Source organism: Leadbetterella byssophila DSM 17132 (assembly GCF_000166395.1).
Lineage (GTDB): Bacteria > Bacteroidota > Bacteroidia > Cytophagales > Spirosomataceae > Leadbetterella > Leadbetterella byssophila.
On record NC_014655.1, the window covers coordinates 3,101,760 to 3,123,210 of the forward strand.

The 21,451-nt window shown below is 40.6% G+C and carries 16 protein-coding genes; 7 read left to right on the top strand and 9 right to left on the bottom strand.

What is annotated here, in order from left to right; genetic code table 11:
- Positions 1-55 precede the first annotated feature (55 nt).
- Entirely contained in the window at positions 56-1,876 is a 1,821-nt protein-coding gene (typA, locus tag LBYS_RS13805; RefSeq protein WP_013409462.1) for a translational GTPase TypA, read from the bottom strand.
- 320 nt (positions 1,877-2,196) lie between these two features.
- Here typA and LBYS_RS13810 point away from each other — a divergent pair, with 320 nt between their 5' ends.
- The 3 genes from LBYS_RS13810 to atpC all read left to right on the top strand — a co-directional run bounded on the left by LBYS_RS13810 (position 2,197) and on the right by atpC (position 4,481).
- The gene (locus LBYS_RS13810; RefSeq protein ID WP_013409463.1) at positions 2,197-2,586 is read left to right on the top strand and encodes a TraR/DksA family transcriptional regulator; all 390 of its coding nucleotides are present in this window, start codon (positions 2,197-2,199) and stop codon (positions 2,584-2,586) included.
- Positions 2,587-2,736: 150 nt separating this feature from the next.
- Positions 2,737-4,242 carry a F0F1 ATP synthase subunit beta gene (gene atpD / locus LBYS_RS13815; protein WP_013409464.1) on the top strand — a complete coding sequence of 502 codons (1,506 nt, stop codon included), beginning with the start codon at positions 2,737-2,739 and terminating at the stop codon, positions 4,240-4,242.
- Complete coding sequence (gene atpC / locus LBYS_RS13820; protein ID WP_013409465.1) at positions 4,239-4,481, top strand: ATP synthase F1 subunit epsilon; 243 nt, start codon at positions 4,239-4,241, stop codon at positions 4,479-4,481. The genes atpD and atpC overlap by 4 nt, the downstream gene beginning before the upstream one ends.
- A gap of 35 nt (positions 4,482-4,516) precedes the next feature.
- On the opposite strand, the gene LBYS_RS13825 is transcribed toward atpC, so the two are convergent.
- The 3 genes from LBYS_RS13825 to LBYS_RS13835 are packed head-to-tail and all read right to left on the bottom strand — an operon-like array spanning position 4,517 to position 8,565.
- Positions 4,517-5,464 carry an NAD-dependent epimerase/dehydratase family protein gene (locus tag LBYS_RS13825; protein ID WP_013409466.1) on the bottom strand — a complete coding sequence of 316 codons (948 nt, stop codon included), beginning with the start codon at positions 5,462-5,464 and terminating at the stop codon, positions 4,517-4,519.
- 18 nt (positions 5,465-5,482) lie between these two features.
- Positions 5,483-6,676, bottom strand: a complete 1,194-nt coding sequence (gene kbl / locus LBYS_RS13830) for a glycine C-acetyltransferase (protein WP_013409467.1) — start codon at positions 6,674-6,676, stop codon at positions 5,483-5,485.
- 47 nt (positions 6,677-6,723) lie between these two features.
- A complete protein-coding gene (locus LBYS_RS13835; protein WP_013409468.1) occupies positions 6,724-8,565 on the bottom strand; it encodes a gamma-glutamyltransferase family protein in 1,842 nt (613 codons plus the stop codon).
- A 108-nt stretch (positions 8,566-8,673) separates the two neighbouring features.
- On the opposite strand from LBYS_RS13835, the gene LBYS_RS13840 reads away from it, so the two are divergent.
- Both LBYS_RS13840 and LBYS_RS13845 read left to right on the top strand, forming a co-directional pair.
- Positions 8,674-9,915 carry a hypothetical protein gene (locus LBYS_RS13840; RefSeq protein ID WP_013409469.1) on the top strand — a complete coding sequence of 414 codons (1,242 nt, stop codon included), beginning with the start codon at positions 8,674-8,676 and terminating at the stop codon, positions 9,913-9,915.
- 36 nt (positions 9,916-9,951) lie between these two features.
- Positions 9,952-11,010 (top strand): hypothetical protein, encoded by a 1,059-nt coding sequence (locus LBYS_RS13845; RefSeq protein WP_013409470.1) that lies wholly within the window; start codon positions 9,952-9,954, stop codon positions 11,008-11,010.
- Here the strand turns inward: LBYS_RS13845 and recG are convergent.
- The gene (recG, locus tag LBYS_RS13850) at positions 11,007-13,100 is read right to left on the bottom strand and encodes an ATP-dependent DNA helicase RecG (protein ID WP_013409471.1); all 2,094 of its coding nucleotides are present in this window, start codon (positions 13,098-13,100) and stop codon (positions 11,007-11,009) included. The genes LBYS_RS13845 and recG overlap by 4 nt on opposite strands.
- Positions 13,101-13,140: 40 nt before the next feature.
- Positions 13,141-14,142 (bottom strand): LacI family DNA-binding transcriptional regulator, encoded by a 1,002-nt coding sequence (locus LBYS_RS13855; RefSeq protein ID WP_013409472.1) that lies wholly within the window; start codon positions 14,140-14,142, stop codon positions 13,141-13,143.
- Between the two features lie 221 nt (positions 14,143-14,363).
- On the opposite strand from LBYS_RS13855, the gene LBYS_RS13860 reads away from it, so the two are divergent.
- Positions 14,364-17,540, top strand: a complete 3,177-nt coding sequence (locus LBYS_RS13860) for a SusC/RagA family TonB-linked outer membrane protein (RefSeq protein WP_013409473.1) — start codon at positions 14,364-14,366, stop codon at positions 17,538-17,540.
- 12 nt (positions 17,541-17,552) lie between these two features.
- Complete coding sequence (locus tag LBYS_RS13865) at positions 17,553-19,415, top strand: RagB/SusD family nutrient uptake outer membrane protein (RefSeq protein WP_013409474.1); 1,863 nt, start codon at positions 17,553-17,555, stop codon at positions 19,413-19,415.
- A 14-nt stretch (positions 19,416-19,429) separates the two neighbouring features.
- Here LBYS_RS13865 and ruvX read toward each other — a convergent pair whose 3' ends face one another.
- From ruvX to LBYS_RS13880, 3 genes are read right to left on the bottom strand one after another with little or no spacing between them, the layout of a single operon-like run.
- Positions 19,430-19,852: a Holliday junction resolvase RuvX gene (gene ruvX / locus LBYS_RS13870; RefSeq protein WP_013409475.1), complete on the bottom strand. Its 423-nt coding sequence runs from the start codon at positions 19,850-19,852 to the stop codon at positions 19,430-19,432.
- Between the two features lie 2 nt (positions 19,853-19,854).
- On the bottom strand, positions 19,855-21,090 hold the full coding sequence (locus LBYS_RS13875) for a M16 family metallopeptidase (RefSeq protein ID WP_013409476.1): 1,236 nt from the start codon (positions 21,088-21,090) through the stop codon (positions 19,855-19,857).
- A 53-nt stretch (positions 21,091-21,143) separates the two neighbouring features.
- On the bottom strand, positions 21,144-21,335 hold the full coding sequence (locus tag LBYS_RS13880) for a hypothetical protein (protein ID WP_013409477.1): 192 nt from the start codon (positions 21,333-21,335) through the stop codon (positions 21,144-21,146).
- Positions 21,336-21,451: the final 116 nt, after the last annotated feature.

Consider the following 21,451-nt stretch of genomic DNA (forward strand, 5'->3'; position numbering starts at 1 on the left):
TAAAAATGCTATATCTCAGGCAATAAAAAACCCCCGATGAACGGGGGTGATATGTTTAAGCCAGAGCGTCTTCGTTTTTACGTTCCATGCGTTTTCTCTCGTTTTCATCCAAGTAGATTTTTCTCATACGAAGTGATTTAGGCGTCACTTCAAGGTATTCATCTTTTTGGATGTACTCCATACATTCCTCCAGAGAGAAGTTGATTTTAGGAGCAATCTTGACGTTATCATCAGAACCCGATGCTCTCATGTTAGTCAGTTTCTTAGAGGTTTGAAGGTTTACTACGATATCGTTTTGACGATTGTGTTCACCCACAACCATACCCATATAAACATCTTCTCCCGGTTCAACGAAGAATACACCTCTATCTTGAAGCTTGTCAATAGCGTACGCTACGGCAGGTCCGTTACCCATTGAGATCATGGAACCGTTTATTCTACCAGGGATGGCACCTTTATAAGGTTCATATGCTTTAAATCTATGGTTCATGATGGCTTCCCCTTGGGTAGCTGTTAATACGTTAGAACGTAGTCCGATCAAACCTCTTGAAGGGATATTAAATTCAAGGTGCTGAAGGTCGCCTTTAGGTTCCATTATCAGAAGTTCCGCTTTTCTTTGCGTAGCTAGCTCGATTACTTTACCTGCGGTTTCTTCAGGAACGTCTACTACAAGTGTTTCGATAGGTTCAAGTCTTTCTCCGTTTTCGCCTTCTTTGAAGATTACTTGTGGTTGGCCCACTTGAAGTTCATAACCTTCTCTTCTCATAGTTTCGATGAGTACAGACAAGTGAAGGATACCTCTACCGAATACTAAGAATTTATCTTCAGTGTCACCTTGAACTACACGTAGGGCAAGGTTTTTCTCTGTTTCTTTAATTAGACGATCACGAAGGTGACGAGAAGTTACGAATTTACCTTCTTTACCGAAGAATGGTGAGTTGTTGATGGTGAACAACATGTTCATTGTAGGCTCATCAATCGCGATTCTTGGTAATGCTTCCGGACTTTCTGCATCAGCTACGGTGTCACCGATTTCGAATTCTTCAAGGCCAGTGATAGCACAAATTTCGCCTGAACTTACGGACTCTACTTTTACTTTGCCTAGACCTTCAAAAACGTGAAGTTCTTTGATCTTCATTTTCTTGATAGAACCATCTGCTTTACAAAGGGCTACTTGTTGGCCTTCTTTCACAGTACCTCTAGCCACTCTACCGATAGCGATTCTACCTACGAATGGGTTATAATCTAGAGAGGTGATCTGCATTTGGAAGGTGCCTTCTACCACCGGAGATGCAGGGATGTGCTCGATGATGGCGTCAAGAAGAGGGGTGATGTCTTCTGTTTTCTTTTTCCAGTCAGGGCTCATCCAGCCTTGTTTTGAAGAACCATAAAGTGCAGGGAAGTCTAATTGATCTTCTGTAGCGTTAAGGTTAAACATCAAGTCGAATACATTTTCATGTACTTCGTCTGGACGGCAGTTCTCTTTATCTACTTTGTTTACTACAACGATAGGTTTTAGTCCTAGATCTAGGGCTTTTCCTAGTACGAAACGGGTTTGAGGCATAGGGCCTTCAAAGGCATCTACTAGTAGGATTACACCGTCTGCTAGTTTAAGAACCCTTTCCACTTCGCCTCCAAAGTCAGCGTGACCAGGAGTGTCTATGATATTGATTTTAACACCTTTGTAACGAACGGAAACGTTTTTGGAAACGATAGTGATTCCTCTCTCACGTTCCAGGTCGTTGTTGTCCAATATCAGGTCCTGGAACTCCTGATTTTCACGGAAGATTTTTGAAGCGTGAATGATCTTGTCTACCAAGGTCGTTTTTCCGTGGTCAACGTGAGCGATGATCGCTATGTTTCTGATTTCTTGCATTTTGTTAACCTTTTATATAAGGATTTATTGAATTGAAATCCTTGCGTTTCTAAAAAAGTGCGCAAAGTTACGATAAAAATGGCACGTTTTAAGTTTTTTGGATTTTATTTTTTTGTAAAACTTTGATTGCTAAGCAATTGTAAAGTGTGGAGTTGGGTGTAAATGGGTGATAATAAGGTTAGAAGAAGATCTAGTGTTTGTATATAAAAATGAACGTCTAAAAATTAGTGTAAGTGCCTAAGTGGAAATATTTTAAATAAAGGAATAAAGGGTGTATATTTGCGCAAAATTTTGTGAATCACCTTAAAACGCTTAAAAACATGTCAGAAGTAACGGAAGAAAAAACCCACTATACTGAATCGGAGCTGAAGGAGTTTGAGGAAATAATTAATAAAAAGTTAGCGGCTACCTATAATGAAGTGAATTTCATTAGAGAGACCTTAAGTAGGAAGAACGACAACGGTACGGATAATACTGCGGTAGGTTCGAAAACCTTGGAAGATGGAGCTGACGTTCGGGAGAAGGAGCAATTAAGTCAGTCGGCTGCCAGGTTACAGAAGTTTGCTACGCAGTTGGAAGCGGCTTTGATCCGAATCAAAAATGGAACTTATGGTATTTGTAAGGATACCGGAAAATTAATACCCAAAGAGCGACTAAGGGCGGTACCGCATACGCAGCAGACCATAGAAGCGAAGTTGAGTTCGAAATAGAGCTAAGATTTTTCCAAAGATTCTCTCAAAAACAGGGGGTAAATCTTTAAAAAATACAAAAATTGGAGCTGCTAAAACTTGGTTATAAAAAAAGTAACCTGTATTTTTGCAGTCCAAAAAATGTAAACATTATTCTAAATTACTAATATAATGGCAATTACTGGTAAAATTTCCCAAATTATCGGCCCTGTTGTAGACGTAAGTTTTGAAGGCGTAGCAACATCCTTACCTCCGATTTTGGATGCAATGTACGTTACCAAATCTAACGGTCAGCGCGTGGTACTTGAATGTCAGCAACACTTGGGTGAAGACAGAGTTAGAACCATTGCGATGGACAGTACTGACGGTCTACAAAGAGGACAGGAAGTGGTATTGATGGGAACGCCCATTACCATGCCTACGGGTGATGAGATCAAAGGACGTCTTTTCAACGTAGTGGGTGAAGCCATTGACGGTTTGGGAGAAGTGAAAACCAAAGGTATTTCCATCCACCGTTCAGCTCCAAAATTCGAAGATCTGGCTACCTCTACTGAGGTTTTATTCACAGGTATCAAAGTGATTGACCTCCTTGCTCCTTATGTAAAGGGTGGTAAGATTGGTTTGTTTGGTGGTGCGGGTGTAGGAAAAACTGTATTGATCCAAGAGTTGATCAATAACATTGCCAAAGCTTATGCTGGTCTTTCTGTATTTGCGGGTGTGGGTGAACGTACTCGTGAAGGAAACGACTTATTAAGAGAGATGATTGAATCAGGTATCGTGAAATACGGTGATGAATTCAAACATTCTATGGAAGAAGGCGGTTGGGATTTATCCAAAGTTGACCGTGAACTTCTAAAAGATTCTCAAGCAACCTTCATCTTTGGACAGATGAACGAACCTCCTGGAGCACGTGCTCGTGTGGCCTTATCCGGTTTGACCGTTGCTGAGTATTTCCGTGATGGAGACGGTGAAGGAAAAGGTAGAGATATCCTATTCTTCATTGACAATATCTTCCGTTTTACACAAGCGGGTTCTGAGGTATCTGCCCTTCTAGGTCGTATGCCTTCTGCGGTGGGTTACCAACCTACTTTGGCTACTGAGATGGGTGCCATGCAAGAGCGTATCGCTTCTACTAAGAGAGGTTCCATTACTTCCGTACAAGCGGTTTACGTACCTGCCGATGACTTGACTGACCCTGCTCCAGCTACAACTTTCGCTCACTTAGATGCTACTACAGTATTAAGTAGAAAGATTGCTGAGCTAGGTATCTATCCTGCGGTGGATCCTCTTGATTCTTCTTCTCGTATTCTTACAGCTGAAGTTCTTGGAGATGCTCACTATGCTTGTGCTCAAAGAGTGAAGAACTTACTACAACGTTACAAAGAGCTTCAAGATATCATCGCCATCCTAGGTATGGAAGAACTTTCTGAGGAAGATAAATTAGTTGTAGCAAGAGCAAGACGTGTTCAACGTTTCCTTTCACAGCCATTCTTCGTAGCAGAGCAGTTTACTGGTCTTAAAGGTGTACTTGTAGACATCAACGATACCATTAAAGGATTCAACGAAATTATGGATGGTAAGTATGACCACCTTCCTGAAGCTGCCTTTAACTTGGTAGGTACCATTGAAGATGCTGTAGCGAAAGGTCAGAAATTAATCGAAGAAGCGAACAAATGAGATTAGAGATCACTACACCTGAGAAGAATGTTTTTTCCGGAGAAGTAGATTTAGTTACTTTACCCGGAAAAGAGGGACAATTCCAAATTCTTAAGGATCACGCTCCTATGGTGAGTACTTTGGCTACCGGTGAACTAGTATATGAAATCTCCGGTAAAAAAGAAAGCATTACTGTTGAAGGTGGTGTTGTTCAAGTACAAAACAATAAGGTGCTGGTTCTAGCGGAAGGAGTTATCTGATTTTCTTCAAAGATACTAATAAGAAAAAAGCCGGCTTATGCCGGCTTTTTTAGGTTTTGGATCATCTCTTTTGTCATCTTTTCAAGATCGTAAATGTAGCTTAATCCCCAATCCCTTTTGGCTATAGAATCATCAATACTGGCCGGCCAACTGTCAGCGATAGCTTGTCGGAAATCAGGTTCATAAGCAATCTCAAATTCTGGTATCTCTTTCTTTATGGTTTCTGCTAGTTCTTTCGGGGTAAAGGACATACCTCCGAGGTTGTATGAAGTTCTTACCGTAATGCTTTCAGAAGGGGCTTCCATAAGCTTTAAAGTAGCTTCAATGGCATCATCCATGTACAGCATAGGCATGGCCGTATGCTCAGCTATAAAACTGGTGTATTTTTTCTCCTCTATCGCTTTATGGAATATCTCCACAGCATAGTCAGTAGTGCCTCCACCAGCAGGTGCCTTCCATGATATTAAACCGGGATATCTAATACTTCTGATATCCACTCCGTGTTTTTGATGATAGTATTCACACCATTTTTCACCCGCTAATTTTGTTATTCCGTATACCGTAGAAGGATTTAAGGGTACTTCTTGACCTACGTTTGTCTTCGGTATTTCTCTACCAAATACCGCAATACTACTAGGCCAAAATATCTGTTTTAATTTACCTTCTTTTGCTAGGTTACAGAGATATAGCAGTGGATCAATATTTAGCTTCCAAGCCAATGCCGGATTCTTCTCTGAAGTTCCGGAAAGGAGAGAAGCCAGGTGATAAACGATATCCACTTGATGCTTTTCCAAGACTTCTGTAAAACGTTTGAAATCCATTACGTCTAACTGCTCGAATACACCGGCTTCAAGTGGTTTTGAAGGCTCTCTTAAATCTGAAACGATAATATTTTCTGATCCGTATTTACTGGCTAATGCTACACTAAGTTCCGTCCCGATCTGCCCCAAAGCGCCAGTAATTAGGATTTTACTTGTTTTCATTTGTTCGTTGAAGAAGCTTTATATTATGCCTAATTCTTTTCCTATTTTTTCAAATGCTGCTATGGCCGTATCCAAATGAGCTCTGGTGTGTGCAGCTGAAAGCTGTACTCTAATCCTGGCTTTTCCTTTTGGAACTACAGGGTAGAAGAATCCGATTACGTAAATTCCTTCATCCATTAATTTTTCAGCCATCACCTGAGACACCTTTGCATCATATAACATAACAGGTACTATAGCTGCGTCTCCATCAGGAATATCGAAACCTCTTTTCTTCATTTCTGTACGGAAATATGCAGCATTTTCCATTACAGTATCTCTCCTGCTAGTATCTGTTTCAATCATGTCCAATACCTTCAAGGCTGCACCTACAATACCTGGTGCCAATGAATTTGAGAAGAGATAAGGTCTAGAACGCTGACGTAGTAGGTCTATGATTTCTTTCTTGCCGGAAGTAAATCCTCCCATAGCCCCACCTAAGGCTTTACCTAAGGTAGATGTGATAATATCTACTCTTCCCATTACTTCATTTGCCTCATGGGTTCCTCTACCCGTTTGGCCAATAAATCCAGTAGCATGGGAATCATCTACCATCACTAATGCGTCATATTTCTCTGCTAGATCACAAACTCCTTTAAGATTTGCTACTATTCCGTCCATAGAGAATACACCGTCAGTAACGATAATTTTGAATCTATGTCCTTTTTCATTCGCTGCAATGAGTTGGGCCTCAAGATCCTGCATATCGTTATTTTTGTATCTATATCTTGCGGCTTTACATAAACGAACTCCGTCTATAATTGAAGCATGGTTTAACTCATCAGAAATGATGGCATCGGACTCTGTGAATAAAGGTTCAAAAATACCACCGTTAGCATCAAAAGCCGCAGCGTAAAGAATGGTGTCTTCCATTCCTAAGAATTTTGAAATTCTTTCTTCCAGGGTTTTGTGTATGTCTTGAGTTCCGCAGATAAAACGAACGGAAGATATACCGTAACCGTGAGTATTCATTACTTCTTGAGAAGCTTTTATTACATCCGGATGGTTTGAAAGGCCTAAATAATTATTGGCACAAAAGTTTAAGAGCTTTTTACCATTAGCTTCGATTTCAGCGCTTTGTGAAGAAGTAATAATTCTTTCACGTTTGTAAAGGCCGTCATTTTCGATTTCTTGTAGTGTGTTCTGTAGGTGAGACAGGAATGAAGTATTGATCATGTTTTCCAGTTTTATATGCAAAGATAATAGTTCTTTCTGCTATTGTTTTACCAACCTATACCGTAATCTTCACCATGGTTACTACTGCCTCCCCAAAAGGTTTGGTGTTTCCAATCAAAATAAATGGCGTTAATAGGTCCGCTAGTCCTAGGTTGGAAATTCAAGGTATATCCCTTTCGCTTTAATTCAGCTCTATAGAATTCCGGTGTTTCCTGGTGTAAAGTTAGGGCTCCTGGCTTCTTTTCATGGTTACCAAAAGAGGCTTTTAATTGATAGGTTTTGAATGAGGGTGCCTCCGTGGCTTCCTGTACAGTCATGCCAAATTCCACCATATTCAGGAAGAATTGTAGCAGAAGCTGGTCTTGTTCGTCTCCAGCTTGTTTAGCAAAAGCCAGGTAAGGTTTTCCGTCTTTTAATGCAAGACTTGGTGTAAGCGTGACTCTAGGAATTTTTCCTGGTTCAAGCACGTTAAATGGATTTTCTTTTGGATCCAAAACAAAAGCCTGCATACGTTGACTTAAACCAATACCAGTATTGCCAGCTATAGTAGCGGGAACCCATCCTCCGCTGGGTGTCATAGAAACGATCCAACCTTCTTTGTCTGCGGTGACTACAGAAGTAGTACCGGCGGTGAAATCTTCTAGGAATTTATCGTTCAAGCGGGAGTCAACTTTTCCTACCGATTGATCATTCAAAATATTGAGGTATGGGTTTTTCTCATTTTGATAGGGGTAAGGGTCACCTGGTCCTGCTTTTGGATCGTTCTTGTCAGGGTTAATCAGCTTTATTCTTTCTTTCGCATATTCCTTAGAAAGAAGGCCCTTCATGGGTTCATTTGGTACAGAATATGGGTCGCCATAGTAGAAATCCCGGTCTGCGAAAGCCAAGTTCATCACCTGATATAAGGTATGGATATATTTTGGGGAATTGTATCCCATCCCTTTGAGATCAATATTCTCCAGCATATTAAGGGCCTGAAGCATTACCGGTCCTTGCGTCCATTGAGCCAATTTGTAAACATCAATCCCCTTATAATTTACATGTAGGGGTTCTTCAAATTTAACTTTCCAGTTGGCTAAGTCTGCTTCAGTTATTAAACCACCTTGCTCTTGCGTTCCTCTGGCTATTTCTTTGGCAATATCTCCTTTGTAAAATCTGTCGTAAGCTGCCCTAATGGCTTCCTTGCGTGATTTCCCTTTTTTTAGTGCGTCTTGTTCAGCGTCAACTAATTTTTGAAGCGTGTTCAAAAGGTCTATTTGTACAAAGATTTCCCCTGCTTCAGGAGCTTCACGCTCTTCCCCTAAGTGAGGAAGAAAAACTTTCTTACTGTAGGGCCATTCTTTGATGAGTTTCTTGTTTTTTTCGATGGAATTGGCGGTCTGAGCCTCTATAGGATAGCCTGCAGCCATGCTCATAGCCGGGGCGAGTACTTCTTTCAAACTCATGGTACCGTATTCTGCCAGAATTTCCATGAGGCCGCCAGGAGTTCCGGGTGTTACCGCTGCTAGCGGACCATATTCAGGAGGATATTGATAACCTTTGCTTTTATAATACTCAACTGTAGCACCGCTGGGTGCTACACCATGTGCATTAATGGCTATCACCTTTTTTAGCTTTGGATGATAAATCAGAGCTTGCATTTCTCCTCCCCAACTTAGAACATCCCACATGGTACAACTAGCTGCCAGCATGGCGCAAGAGGCATCTACAGCATTTCCGCCTTTAGAAAAGATCATAGCACCTGCAGTAGCGGCTAAAGGTTTTCCACCAATAGCCATCCAGTGTTTACCGTGGAGGGGTGGCTTCTGAGTTTGAACGGGGAATTCATTGAAAACTTGAGCATTGGCTGTGCATGCCCCTAAGCAAAGTAGGAGAAATAGTTTCTTCATGGTAAAGGTTATTTTGACCTAAAAGTAAGGATTTTTTAAAAGGATAGTGTTTACTTTTTCTAGGACTTCTTCACTAAATCTAACAATCACCTAAAATTTACCACGCGCATGAAAAAAATAGCCTTTTTATTACTGTTTGTATGGAGCTGCAAGACTTCTGAAGTAGAGAAACCCGGATATATAGATGAAAACCTCGGTATAGAATATAAAAGCGGAGTGGTCATGGTAGAGGAGCCTTTCGCAGAAGTGGAAGAAGTTTCTGAGAATAGATTTTTGATTAGGAAATCTTATTTCCCAAATGCTCCGAAAGTAGGAGAAATAGTAGTAGTACCAGGTAAAATAATGCACAAGGTTAAAAGTGTAAGTTCTAATGGAGATAGGTTTGAGATGGTTTTAGAGCCGGCTAAGGTAAATGAGGTGATCCAGAATGCTCATTTTGATTATACGTTTACTCCCGAATGGTCAAACGCCATCTCTCTAAGAGTAGATGGTCAGGAGTTACTAGCTAAAGGGCAGAGGATAGGAAAGGATACGCTAAAGTTTAAATTTTCAGCAAGCGGTATAGATTATGAAATGGGTATATCACCGGAGAAGGGGGGGCAGGGTAAGATTAAAACGTGTAGGTTTATATTTAAAGCCAGCAAAGGTGGTAGTACTTCCATGGTGGCGGAAGGTCATGCCACTTTACCAGATCAAAGGGTTTTGATTTATATGGAAGATGGGAAGCTAAAGAATTTTAAGTTGGAAAATGAAGGAATGACGGGAAACGTTGAACTAAAGATGGCGACTGCAGGCGATAAACCTGGTGAGCATAATTTTTCTTTGCCAAAGTTAGCTTTAAGTATTCCCCTTCTTCCTATGTTACCAACACCACTTGGGCCTCTCCCAAATCCTATACCTATGTCTGTAGACGTGGGTGTGCAATTTACTTCTAAAGTTACCTTGCCTGATCCTATGTCATCTGCAACTGGGACAAGTAAGATAGCTTATTCTGCTGATGGAGGATTTACCTATGAAGGTTCAGACGTACAAACACATGGAGAATTAGGACAAGCTGATTTTCAATCCGGCACATTTGACTCTGCGGCTGGATTTGGTATGCCTGTAGATCTACAATTTGGAGTAGCATTTCCACGTATATCCTTGAATATAGCCTACCAGGAAGTAGGGTATTTTTATGTAGGATATCTAATGGGTTCAAGTTTGGAGTGGGGTCCTTTATGTAAACGAGGCTATTCTAAAGTGGTAGTTGAAGGCGGGTATAAACTGGAAGCATTTGGGATTGGGTTAGTGAATGAAAGAATCACTTTTGTAGAAAAAGATAAAAGGGCGAATAGTGGATGTGATTAGGATTTTTGTACCTTAGGTCACCGTTTGATGTGAGGTATGAAAGAAGTTAAAAAAGATGTCAATATAGCTTTCAGGAAACCCTTTTACCCGGTTTCTACAAAATTAAGAGAGTATTTGGATAGGTATAACCGACTGATAAAGATAGATTTAGAGTACGAAGATCTTTTGCGGTTTACTGATTGGGGAGTGGTAGAGGATCAAAAGGGGAAAGACACTTTATGGAGGAGTGTGTATTATAATCCTACTGATTTTGATGAGATACGGGAAGGTTTAAAGAGGATATATACGCTCTTGCATTCTGATGGAGATAGGAGTGTTTTGCCTTATCTGACCGTGGACTCTATCGACTATTGTACCTTTGGGAATTCGAAACCATTCCGAATTAGGGTCAGGAACATTTTGAATGATATCCATACTAATTTCTATATCAAACGAGTAGATGCTTCTCGCATTTATGGTTTAGAGATGGAAGATTTGCTTTCTCCAAACAGGGCAAATTATTTGGTCTATAATGACACTCTGATAGAAGAACATATTTGGGGTATACCTGGAGACGTGTTCATTGAGGATTATCTGCCAAATTGTTCGGAACTGGATAAGACTCAGATCGCGAAAGAATTCGTGAAGTTTAATGAGCGCTGTTTGACGGGACTCTTAGGTGATATGCGTTCCTACAATTATGTAGTAGTTCCAACGCATGACTTTGACCGAGTGGTATACAGAATCCGCCCCATAGACTTTGATCAACAATGTTATGAAGGGAACTTGAAGATCTATATGCCACAATATTTTAAGGAGAATTTTAAGATGGTAGACTTGGTGCTGAAAAAGTTACAACCTAAGTCTATAGAACAATATAGAACGGAGATAAGATCACTTTTGGTGAAGAGGGTTCAGAACAGTTTGAGGAGGTTTGAATACCTGGTGTCTATCATGAAGAAGGAGGAGCTGGCACCGTATGACCATGTGGTTCAATTGAGAACGGCACTACAAAAATTAACTTACAATTCTCAATTTAGGCATTGCCAAACCATGGGGGACATAGTTCACACTGGTATTTCCTTTATTGTCAAGAATTATAAAAAGCCTGATTAAGAGATCTTGCTCCAACTTAAAGACTTGTTTCTGATTCTGGATAGATGCATTTGTATAGCTTTATGTTCAGGCATACTTAGACTGGGGTCCATTTGGAGTATAGTAAATGCTTCTTCTCTGGCAATCTTTAGGATTTCTTCGTCTTTTGCAAGGTTAGCGAGTTTTAGATCTACCAGTCCACTTTGTTGGGTGCCGGACAGGTCACCTGGCCCTCTTAGTTCAAGATCTACCTTTGAAATATAGAATCCATTTTCTGACTCCACCATGGTTTCCATTCTCTTTCTGGTATCAGCAGATAGTTTATAATCAGTCATTAAGATGCAGTAGGATTGTTCAGCACCTCGGCCTACCCTTCCTCTTAATTGGTGTAATTGGGATAACCCAAATCTATGTGCACTCTCAATGACCATGACACTGGCATTAGGAACATCTACTCCTACTTCAATTACTGTGGTAGCCACCATGATTTGTGTCTCTCCTTTCTTGAATCTTTGCATCTCATACTCTTTGTCTTTTGGCTTCATTTTGCCGTGTACTATGCTGACTGCAAATTCGGGGAAGGCTGCACGGATATTTTCGTATCCGTCAAAGAGATTCTTTAAATCTAATTTTTCAGATTCTTCAATCAGAGGGAACACTACATATATTTGCCTGCCCTTAGCTAATTCCTCCTTCATGAATCCCCAGACGGCTAATCTACTGGATTCAAATCTGTGAACTGTTTTGATAGGTTTTCTGCCGGGAGGAAGTTCATCGATTTCAGAAATATCCAAATCCCCGTAAAGGGTCATGGCAAGTGTTCTGGGTATGGGAGTGGCCGTCATAACCAGCATGTGAGGATAAAGCTTTTTGTTCTTTTCCCAGAGTTTTGCTCTTTGAGCAACGCCAAATCTGTGTTGCTCATCAATCACACACAGTCCAAGGTTTTGAAATTGAACCACATCTTCCAATACGGCATGTGTACCTACTAAAATGTGAATTTGTCCAGTTATCAAACCTTGATGTATCTCCTCTCTTTCTTTCTTTGTGCTAGATCCCGTTAGCAGTCGGATTTCTAATTCTAAGGCATCAGCGAATTTCTTCAGGTTCGAAAAATGCTGTTGAGCAAGGATCTCTGTAGGTGCCATCATGCAGGCTTGTGCCCCTCCATCAATGGCCATTAGCATACATATAAAGGCTACTATGGTTTTCCCGCTTCCTACATCTCCTTGGACAAGTCGGTTCATTTGTCGACCAGATTTAAGATCCCCAAAGATCTCTCTTATCACCCTTTTTTGTGCACCTGTAAGGTCAAAGGGCAAGTGATCCTGATAGAACTTTGTAAGTAGGGTGGTCTTATTAAAAACTTGCCCTGGATACTCGTTTTTTCTTACCAAAGAGAGGGATATCAGTTTGATCTGATTATAGAACAATTCCTCAAATTTCAGTCGGCGATTAGCATGAAGTTGCTCTAAAGGAGACCTTGGTAAATGTAGGTAATAATACGCTTCCTTTTTAGAAACGAGCTTGTATTTCTTCAATAGAAACTCAGGCAAGGTTTCGTGTATATGTTCTTGGACCAGAGGGAGTAAAGTTCTGAACCATTGGGTAAAGGTCTTACTCTCAATAAACTTTTTTCTGAGTTTATCTGTAAGATGATAAATGGGCTGAAAGTACTTTGGGAGGGGCCGATCTGACTTATAAAGTTCAATCTCCGGATGTTGAATAGAAAAAATTCCCCCAAACAGGGAAGGTTTCCCATAGACAATATAATTAGCACCTATTTGGAGGATTTTATGGAAATAACTTACACCTTGAAACCACACTAATTCCATGGAGGCTACTCCATCACTAAAAGTAGCTACCAGGCGAGATTTACCTTTTCCGCCTACGAGTTCAACACTTTTTATTTTACCTAGCAATTGAGCTGCCGGTAGGGTATCCGTTAGTTCAGAAATTTTGTAGAAACGTGTTCTATCTTCATATCTGAAAGGATAATGTTCCAGTAGGTCACCATAGGTAAATATACCCAGCTCTTTATTTAATAATTCTGCTCTGGGGCCTCCTATGCCTTTTAAATACTCAATCTTTGTATCAAAAATGGATGCCATCAGACAAATGTAATAAGAAATTTTGGTCTGGGACAAGACTTCAATGTACTACTAGTTGGGTACTGATATTAATGTTTTTAAAGTTCATGGAGTCCTTTGTCATAATATTGTCCAAAAGTAGTTTTGCTGATTCTTCTCCCATTTGGGTGGGGAATTGTTCAACGGAAGCTATAGGTTTGTTTTCAATAAATTCTGTGATGCCAATATTAGCAAAGCTCACAAATGAAATGTCCACATTCGGTGTCAGGTGGAAATCTTGGCAAGTCCTGATGGCGTGTAAGGCCACGTAGTCATTAAAGCATACGATGGCTTCCGGCATTTCTGGCCCCATCTCTATAAACTCGGCCATTTTTAATAGTGTGTCTTGCCGGGTTAGATTAGTAGTTTTGATATATTGGGGGCTTGTACTCAAGCCTAGGTCTTTAATAGCGGCTAAATATCCATTTAGTCTTTCATCTGACACCAAAAGATTAGAAGGACCATTTAGTAAGGCTATTTTTCGGATATTCTTTTGATGGAGGAATCGCATAGCTTCAAAGATTCCGGGTTGGATTTCCGATCTAATCTGATGAGAGGGGAAATTCCTTGGTATCCGATCGTAGAAGACCAGGGGGATGTTATGTTTTTGAACTTTTACAAAGTGTGAATAATCATTTGTGTCTGCAGCAATAGACACCATTATTCCGTCGAGCTTGGCTGCGATGTACGACTGGATGATTTCTTTTTCTGTAGACATGCTGTCCTGACTTTGGTTAACAATGACATGAAAACCTTGTTCAGTGGCTACTTTTTCAACTCCAGAGACTACATGAGAGAAGAATTCTTCTGAGAGAGTCGGAACGACTAGTCCAAGGGTATTTGTTCGGCTTCTTTGTAAGTTGAGTGCGATGGGGTTTGGTACGTACTGCAACTTCTCCGCCATTTTTTTTACTTCTTTTCTAGTCTTTTCTCCAATTCTGGTATTGTTCTGAAGAGCGCGTGAAACAGTTGATACTGAAATTCCTAATTCTTTGGCTATTGTTTTGATTGTAACGTTTTGCATGTGTATGGTTGTTTAATAATTGCAAAAAAGTGAGATTTTTTTGGATTTGCGCAAAGGTTTGCACTAAAGTTTTTCGTTCTATGCAAACGTTTGAGCATCTAAAATACAACTATTCGTATAAAAAATTGAATTTTATTAATTAAAGCAAATCCTACCTTTGAGAACAGTATAGCGCTAAAGTGCTAATTCTAAATCTTCTTACTCACTTAAACTTAATCCGTATGAAAAAAATTTTTACCTGCAGGCTCCTGTTCCTTTTATTGGTCTGGAGTCAGGTAGCATTTGCTGCGGCCCGGGAGATTTCGGGCACCGTAATTGATGGGGAGACAAAAGAAGGATTGCCGGGAGTGACGGTTACCGTAAAAGGTACCACTCGCGGAGTGGTAACGGATGTTTCCGGCAATTACAAGATTGAGGTGGACAATGAATCCTCCGTATTAGTGTTCTCTATGGTGGGGTATACTGCACAAGAGCAGGTAGTGGGCTCCAGGTCTGTGGTTGATGTAACCTTGATGTCAGACAACCAGAATTTGAGCGAGGTGATAGTGGTGGGATATGGTGTACAAAAGAAAGAGACGGTTACAGGTGCTGTGGCATCCGTAAAAGGAGATGAGTTAGTCAAATCTCCTGCGGTGAACTTAAGTAACTCATTGGCGGGTAGATTGCCAGGGGTAGTTGCTGTAAACCGTAGTGGTGAGCCAGGATTTGATGGGTCTGCGATCCGAATTCGAGGTTCAAATACACTGGGAAATAATGATGCGCTGATAGTGATAGACGGTATTCCTAATCGTGCAGGTGGTCTGGAACGCCTCAATCCGAATGATATTGAGAGTATTTCTGTACTTAAAGATGCCTCTGCCGCCATTTATGGTGCCAGAGCGGCCAACGGGGTTATCCTGATAACTACTAAAAAAGGTAAATCCGGGAAGCCGGAATTGACGTATTCTTTTAATCAAGGATATGCTCAGCCAACCGTTATCCCTAAGATGACGAACTCCGCTCAGTATGCAGAGTTACTAAATGAATTGAAGATATATGAGAAATTTCCGGTTAGTGAATGGACTAATGCATTGAATGCTTACAATTCTACCGGTAGATATACCAGTTCTCAGGGAAATACAGAGGTGGCTCCTTTCGGACCAGAAGCCATGCAGAAGTTGAGAGATGGTTCAGATCCGTGGAATTATCCGAATACCAACTGGTTTGATGCAGCCTTAAAAGAATGGTCCCCTCAAGTTAGGCATAATGTTCAATTAACCGGGGGTGGAGAGAATGTGAAGTATTATACTTCCTTAGGTTACCAAGATCAAGATGCTTACTATAAAAATTCTGCAACGGGATATTCCCAATATGATCTTCGAATTAATCTAGATGCAAAAATTAATGACTATATCAATGTGGTAATAGGGGTTCTGGGGAGAGAAGAATACAGAAGATATCCTACTAAAGGGGCAGGGGCTATTTTCCGTATGTTAATGAGGGGAAAACCTCAAATGCCGGCATACTGGCCTAATGGTCTACCTGGTCCGGATATTGAATACGGAGAAAACCCTGTGGTTATTACTACAAACCAGACCGGATATGATCGTCAAAAGAATGACTTCTTGCAGACCAATGGACAGCTAGATATAAAAATCCCCGGTATAACAGGATTGAAATTTTCAGGTACGGCTTCTTTGGACAAGCGACTTTGGAACAGAAAATTATGGACTATACCCTGGACTCTATATGAAAGAGGATCCGGTACTGATCCTAATGGAAATCCTAACTTAGTGGCTTCAACGCGAGGCCCGGCTGAGCCTAACTTGAATCAGTATACCGAGAGTCAATTGAACATTTTATTAGGCGCGGTTTTGTCCTATGATAGAACTTTTGGTAATCATACGGTGGGTGCCTTGGCAGGTACTAACCGGGAGACCATTGAAGGGGATAACATGGGTGCATATAGAAGGTTTTTTATTTCTTCGGCCATAGACCAGATGTTTGCAGGAGGTGATTTGGAGAAGAACAACTGGGGCGGTGCGTATGAACAGGCTCGTTTGAACTATTTTGGTCGCTTTACTTATAATTTCAGCCAGAAATACCTCGCTGAGGTTCTGTGGCGCTATGATGCCTCTGACATCTTCCCGGCGGAAACTCGCTATGGTTTCTTCCCCGGGGTGATGTTAGGCTGGGTGATTTCTGAAGAAGGTTTCATGCAAAAAGGCAAGAAATTCTTTGACTACTTAAAGCTGAGAGGTTCATGGGGACAAATGGGTAATGACCAAGTAAGTAGGTACCAATATCTGGCTACTTATGGATTTGGTAGTTATATCATTGACGGTTCAGAGTATAAGACACTTTCTGAGTCAAGAATTCCTAATACTAACATTACCTGGGAGGTAGCTAATAATACGAACGTTGGTCTAGAAGGTGCTATTCTTAGAAATAGATTATCCTTTGAATTTGAGTATTTTAACAACTTAAGGACGCAGATCTTAACAGCAAGAAACGCTTCAGTTCCTCAATCTACCGGTTTAACACTTCCTAATGAGAATATTGGTAAAGTGCGAAACAAGGGATGGGAGTTTAATATAGGATGGAGAGATAAGATAGGCGACTTTAGTTATAATGTAGGCATAAACGGAGGTTTTGCTAAAAACCGCATCGTGTTCTGGGATGAAGCTCCGGGAGCTCCGGAGTGGCAAAAATCCACGGGAAGCCCTATGGGTACTTTCTTGATGTATGAATTTGATGGAGTATTTAAGGATCAGGCAGAAATAGATGCTACTACCGTTAGAAATGGTCATCCTGATGATAAAAATGATAAAAATAGAAAGGATTACAGTGCTATAGTAGGTAATCTTCGTCCTGGAGATATGAAATATAAGGATATTAACGGGGATGGTATCATCAATCCTGACGATAGGATTAGACCTGATTATAACAATATTCCATTGTTCCAAGGGGGCTTGGTTTTGGGAGGTCAATACAAGAATTTTGACCTAAGTATACTATTCCAAGGAGCCGCCGGTGCGAAGCAATATGTTAGTGCAGGAGAGATGGGAGATATAGGAAACTTCTTCTTAGATATCTATGAAAACAGATGGAGTATAGCAAATCCTAGCAGCGAGCACCCGAGAATTGCTGAGCGCGGAAACCAATACTATTCTTACAATAACACGTACTGGTTCAGAAGTAGGGACTATATACGTCTTAAAAATTTAGAATTGGGTTACTCTTTACCTCAATCCCTATTGTCAAAAGTAAATATCAATAACCTTAGACTTTATGTGAATGGTTTAAACCTAATCACGTGGGACAAGTTGAAAGTTTTAGATCCGGAGTCAGATAATACTACAGGACAATATTATCCGCAAGCGAGAGTGATTAACGCCGGTTTAACTGTAACATTCTAATCTTTGAGCAAAATGAAGAAATATATAAAACACATGCTACTGCTAGGAGGATTAGCTTTTATCCATACTGGCTGTAATGATAATTTTGTGAACACCCAGCCCTTAGATCAGGTTTCTGAGTCGGCTGTATGGACAGATCCTGTTTTATCTGAAAGGTTTGTTGTCAATATTTATACATGGTTCGGTCAAGGTGGTTTTGATGAGCAAATGCTGGCAGCATTAAGTGACGAAGCCATGTTTACTCACACCGGTAGGGGGATTACTACTATCACCGAATCTAGGTCTAATCCTGCTGATATTGGTTGGGTTAACTATACCCATGAATGGGGCAATATGTATAGAGGTATTCGTGCTGCTAATATTGCTATTAAAAATTTGAGTGCGCCTCAATTCACCAGTTCGGGTAATTTGGTCAATAAGTTAATGGGAGAGGCTAAGTTTATGAGGGCATTCCTTTATCATCAGTTGATCAGATTTTATGGAGCTGTTCCTATCGTCGATCGTCCTTACGAATTGGGAGAGGCAGATTATGAGCTTCCAAGGAATACTATGGAGGAGTGTGTTAACTTTATAGTGAAGGACTTGGATGATGCAGCTACTTTACTTACGGGCATAAGTGTAGAAAAGGGTAGAGCCACGGCTACCGCAGCTCTTGCATTAAAATCCAGGGTTCTGACCTATGCTGCGTCAGATTTGCTAGATTTGAATACGGCAAAAGGGAAGTCCACCGCCTTAGCAGCTTATGCTAACCCTGAATATCTCACTTTGAGTACAGGATCTAGAACGGAAAGGTGGCAAAAGGCTAAGGCCGCGGCAAAGGCTGTTTTAGATGTAACTGCCCACCAGTATAAACTGGATTTAGCCTCGCCTGTTAGTGCTGATGAGGGCAGACAGAATTTCAAGAACATAGCCTACTCTCGTAATGGAGGGGAAGCAGAAATGATCTTGGGTAGATTCTTCACTAATCTTAAGAGGGAATCCGGTGGGGATATAGGTCTATATAATGGGCCTAACGGTTATCATAACTGGGCAGGAAATACTCCTCTTCAACAGTTTGTAGATGCTTTTGAGATGGCGGACGGTACCAAATTTAGTTGGACTAATGCTGCTCATGCAGGAGCTCCTTATAAGAATCGCGATCCAAGGTTCTATTCAAGTGTGCTTTATGATGGGGCAGATTGGAAGAAAAGAACCGCCGATGTTTTAGCAAAGGATCCTGCCAGCCAAATTCAGACCGGCCAATATGAGGTGTCCGGTGCAGGGGGAACTAAAGTAGCCTATAACGGACTGGATACGCGCTTAAGTTCTGTGGAGGACTGGAATGGTACACGGACAGGCTATTATATGCGGAAGTTCTTAGATGATAATCCGGCATTTGAGCATCAGAATACCCGACAAGAAATTCCATGGCCTATATTACGATATACGGAAGCTGTTCTAAATTATGTGGAAGCTTGTATAGAATTAGGTGAAGAAGCTGAGGCAAGAACGTGGTTAAATAAAATCCGTTTTAGAGCAGGTATGCCTGCTATTACAGATACAGGAAATGCACTCAGAGAAAGGTATAGGAACGAGCGACTGATTGAGCTTTCATTTGAGGCACATAGATATCATGATATTCGTAGATGGATGATTGCTTCCACTACTGTAGGTGCGAAAATTAAATTTATCAGTATCAAGGGAACCTTGAAGCCTGGCAAAACCGTGACGCTCTATAAGTATGATACAGATAATTATGATTATACGTACACCGTTCAGGAAATAGGATCTATTGAGGATAGGAGATGGTTAGACAAGATGTATTTCCTACCCATTCACCGGGATGAGATGAACCGGAACTTGAAGTTAAAGCAAAATCCGGGATATGAACAATAAGATTAAGGGGTTACTCATCTGGGTAACCCCTTACTTTGTAAATAGCTTTGAAGTATGATAACAGCACTGATTAAGTCTGTATTTCCTTTCACTTTTCTGTCCTTCTTTTTAACTCCTGAGGAAATCAGGGTGTCTGAAGCCATTTTAGAGGTAAATCTTTCGTCTATAAAGTGAAGAGGGAGATCGGGAAATTTGTCTTTTAATACCTCTCCGAAACTTCTAACCATAGTAGTGGTAGGAGTATCTTCACTTCTTAAGCTAAGGGGTAATCCGAGTACCAATGCATCTACTTCTTCGTTTTGGATGTATCTTTCCAGATAGTTAATCAATTGGTCCGTCTTGACGGTCTCTAATGCAGTAGCTATGATCTGTAATGGATCAGTGACTGCAAGTCCTGTGCGGACTTTCCCATAATCTATTGCAAGTATTCTGCCCATTTTTATCCCGCTATAACGGTAGTATAATTGTTGAAATATTTGTTTATAATCTCTACTACTTGCGCTTCGTCTACCGCTTGTATCTTCTTGTTCATATTTGAATAGAAATCAGATGGTAACTCTTCAAATTTTAAAGCCTTATGTTTATCCATAATATCGAAGAGTGTATTTGTTCCGCTTAATATATTTCCAAGCAGGTAGTTTTTTACCATTTGAAGTTCATCCTGATTAGGGGCGGTTGTTTTTAGGATATCCATTTCATTTTGGATAGCTATGATGGCCTTTTGCATCTTTTCTTTGTTCACTTCTGCTCGTATTGACCATACTCCATCCGGTCCATTGGGACTTAGGGAGGAAGAAATTCCATAGGTCAGGCCTTTTTCTTCACGTATGTTTTTCATAAGTCGGCTTCCAAAATATCCTCCAAAGAGGGTGTTGGCCACTAAAAATGGAATGAAGTCAGGGTGTTTCCTATTAAAGAGTCTCTTACCTATGATAATACTACTTTGTATGCTTTCTTCCAGAGGGATGTGTTTTTGTACAGGAGTACTGGGAGTAGGATAATTATCGTAATTCGTACTTTTATCCACCGGTAGGTGATGGTAAAATTCCCTCAAAGTATTGAGGTCTGATGCTGAAAAATTTCCGGTTAGGAATAGGTCGCAACCGTATTTTAAGAAAGTGGAGGCATGTAAAGGCTCCAAATTCATAACCTGGTCAAAGTTTTCCGCAACACGTCCTAAGATGGGGTGATTGGAGTAGATAATGCTTTTAAAATGCTTGTTGGCTGAAAAGCTTGTCTTTTTTCGTTCAACTTGTATGTTTTGCAGGGCAGCTTGAAGTAGTACATCTGCCTCCGTAGCAGGGAATGTGGGTTCTAGTATGATTTCTAGAAGAAGGGGCAAGTATTGATTGAAATATTTAGAAAGTCCGTGAAGGGTTACAGAAGTTCTCTGATAGCCCATTTGTATGTCCAGAAACCCTCCGAGCATTTCTAAGGATTCTGCTATTTCATATGCAGTTTTTTGCTTCGTCCCTAACAGCATGAGTCTAGGCAAGAAGTGCCCTTCTTCTAGTGTATTTAAGGAGAGTAGACCGAAAGGATAAATTAATTCCAGTTTGAATACTTCTAGTTGGGAGGAATGAAGGGTGTATAATTGTTTCCCATTCGTTAATGGTTCAACTGTAACGGGTTCCAGAGAAATGGAAAAATCTGTACTAATGTATGGTGCGTTCATAAACAAAAAAAGCCTTATCGCAAGATAAGGCTTTTTCGTAATTCGTTTAGGAATTAGTTAGCAGCTTGAACTGAATCAACAGTTGCAGCAGCAGCTGAATCTAAAACAGCAGCAGCTGAATCAACAGCAGCAGCAGCTTCTTCTACAGTTGCAGTTGCTTCTTCTTCAGCAGTTTCAGCAGTTTTAGTACAAGCTGTAAATGCTACCATTGTAGCTACCATTAAAAGACCAAATACTTTTTTCATTTTTAGAGATTGTTTATTGTTAAATCGTTGAACAAATTTAAGAACTTTTTAAGGAGACCTGCAAGTTTTCTTAAAAAAAACTTAAAGTATTTTTTAAGAATCCTTTGTTTAGACTA

What these genes read in the sequence shown, in the direction of transcription:
- typA (WP_013409462.1), bottom strand. Translation starts at nt 1,876, where the DNA reads ATGCAAGAAATCAGAAACATAGCGATCATCGCTCACGTTGACCACGGA.
- LBYS_RS13810 (WP_013409463.1), top strand. Translation starts at nt 2,197, where the DNA reads ATGTCAGAAGTAACGGAAGAAAAAACCCACTATACTGAATCGGAGCTG.
- atpD (WP_013409464.1), top strand. Translation starts at nt 2,737, where the DNA reads ATGGCAATTACTGGTAAAATTTCCCAAATTATCGGCCCTGTTGTAGAC.
- atpC (WP_013409465.1), top strand. Translation starts at nt 4,239, where the DNA reads ATGAGATTAGAGATCACTACACCTGAGAAGAATGTTTTTTCCGGAGAA.
- LBYS_RS13825 (WP_013409466.1), bottom strand. Translation starts at nt 5,464, where the DNA reads ATGAAAACAAGTAAAATCCTAATTACTGGCGCTTTGGGGCAGATCGGG.
- kbl (WP_013409467.1), bottom strand. Translation starts at nt 6,676, where the DNA reads ATGATCAATACTTCATTCCTGTCTCACCTACAGAACACACTACAAGAA.
- LBYS_RS13835 (WP_013409468.1), bottom strand. Translation starts at nt 8,565, where the DNA reads ATGAAGAAACTATTTCTCCTACTTTGCTTAGGGGCATGCACAGCCAAT.
- LBYS_RS13840 (WP_013409469.1), top strand. Translation starts at nt 8,674, where the DNA reads ATGAAAAAAATAGCCTTTTTATTACTGTTTGTATGGAGCTGCAAGACT.
- LBYS_RS13845 (WP_013409470.1), top strand. Translation starts at nt 9,952, where the DNA reads ATGAAAGAAGTTAAAAAAGATGTCAATATAGCTTTCAGGAAACCCTTT.
- recG (WP_013409471.1), bottom strand. Translation starts at nt 13,100, where the DNA reads ATGGCATCCATTTTTGATACAAAGATTGAGTATTTAAAAGGCATAGGA.
- LBYS_RS13855 (WP_013409472.1), bottom strand. Translation starts at nt 14,142, where the DNA reads ATGCAAAACGTTACAATCAAAACAATAGCCAAAGAATTAGGAATTTCA.
- LBYS_RS13860 (WP_013409473.1), top strand. Translation starts at nt 14,364, where the DNA reads ATGAAAAAAATTTTTACCTGCAGGCTCCTGTTCCTTTTATTGGTCTGG.
- LBYS_RS13865 (WP_013409474.1), top strand. Translation starts at nt 17,553, where the DNA reads ATGAAGAAATATATAAAACACATGCTACTGCTAGGAGGATTAGCTTTT.
- ruvX (WP_013409475.1), bottom strand. Translation starts at nt 19,852, where the DNA reads ATGGGCAGAATACTTGCAATAGATTATGGGAAAGTCCGCACAGGACTT.
- LBYS_RS13875 (WP_013409476.1), bottom strand. Translation starts at nt 21,090, where the DNA reads ATGAACGCACCATACATTAGTACAGATTTTTCCATTTCTCTGGAACCC.
- LBYS_RS13880 (WP_013409477.1), bottom strand. Translation starts at nt 21,335, where the DNA reads ATGAAAAAAGTATTTGGTCTTTTAATGGTAGCTACAATGGTAGCATTT.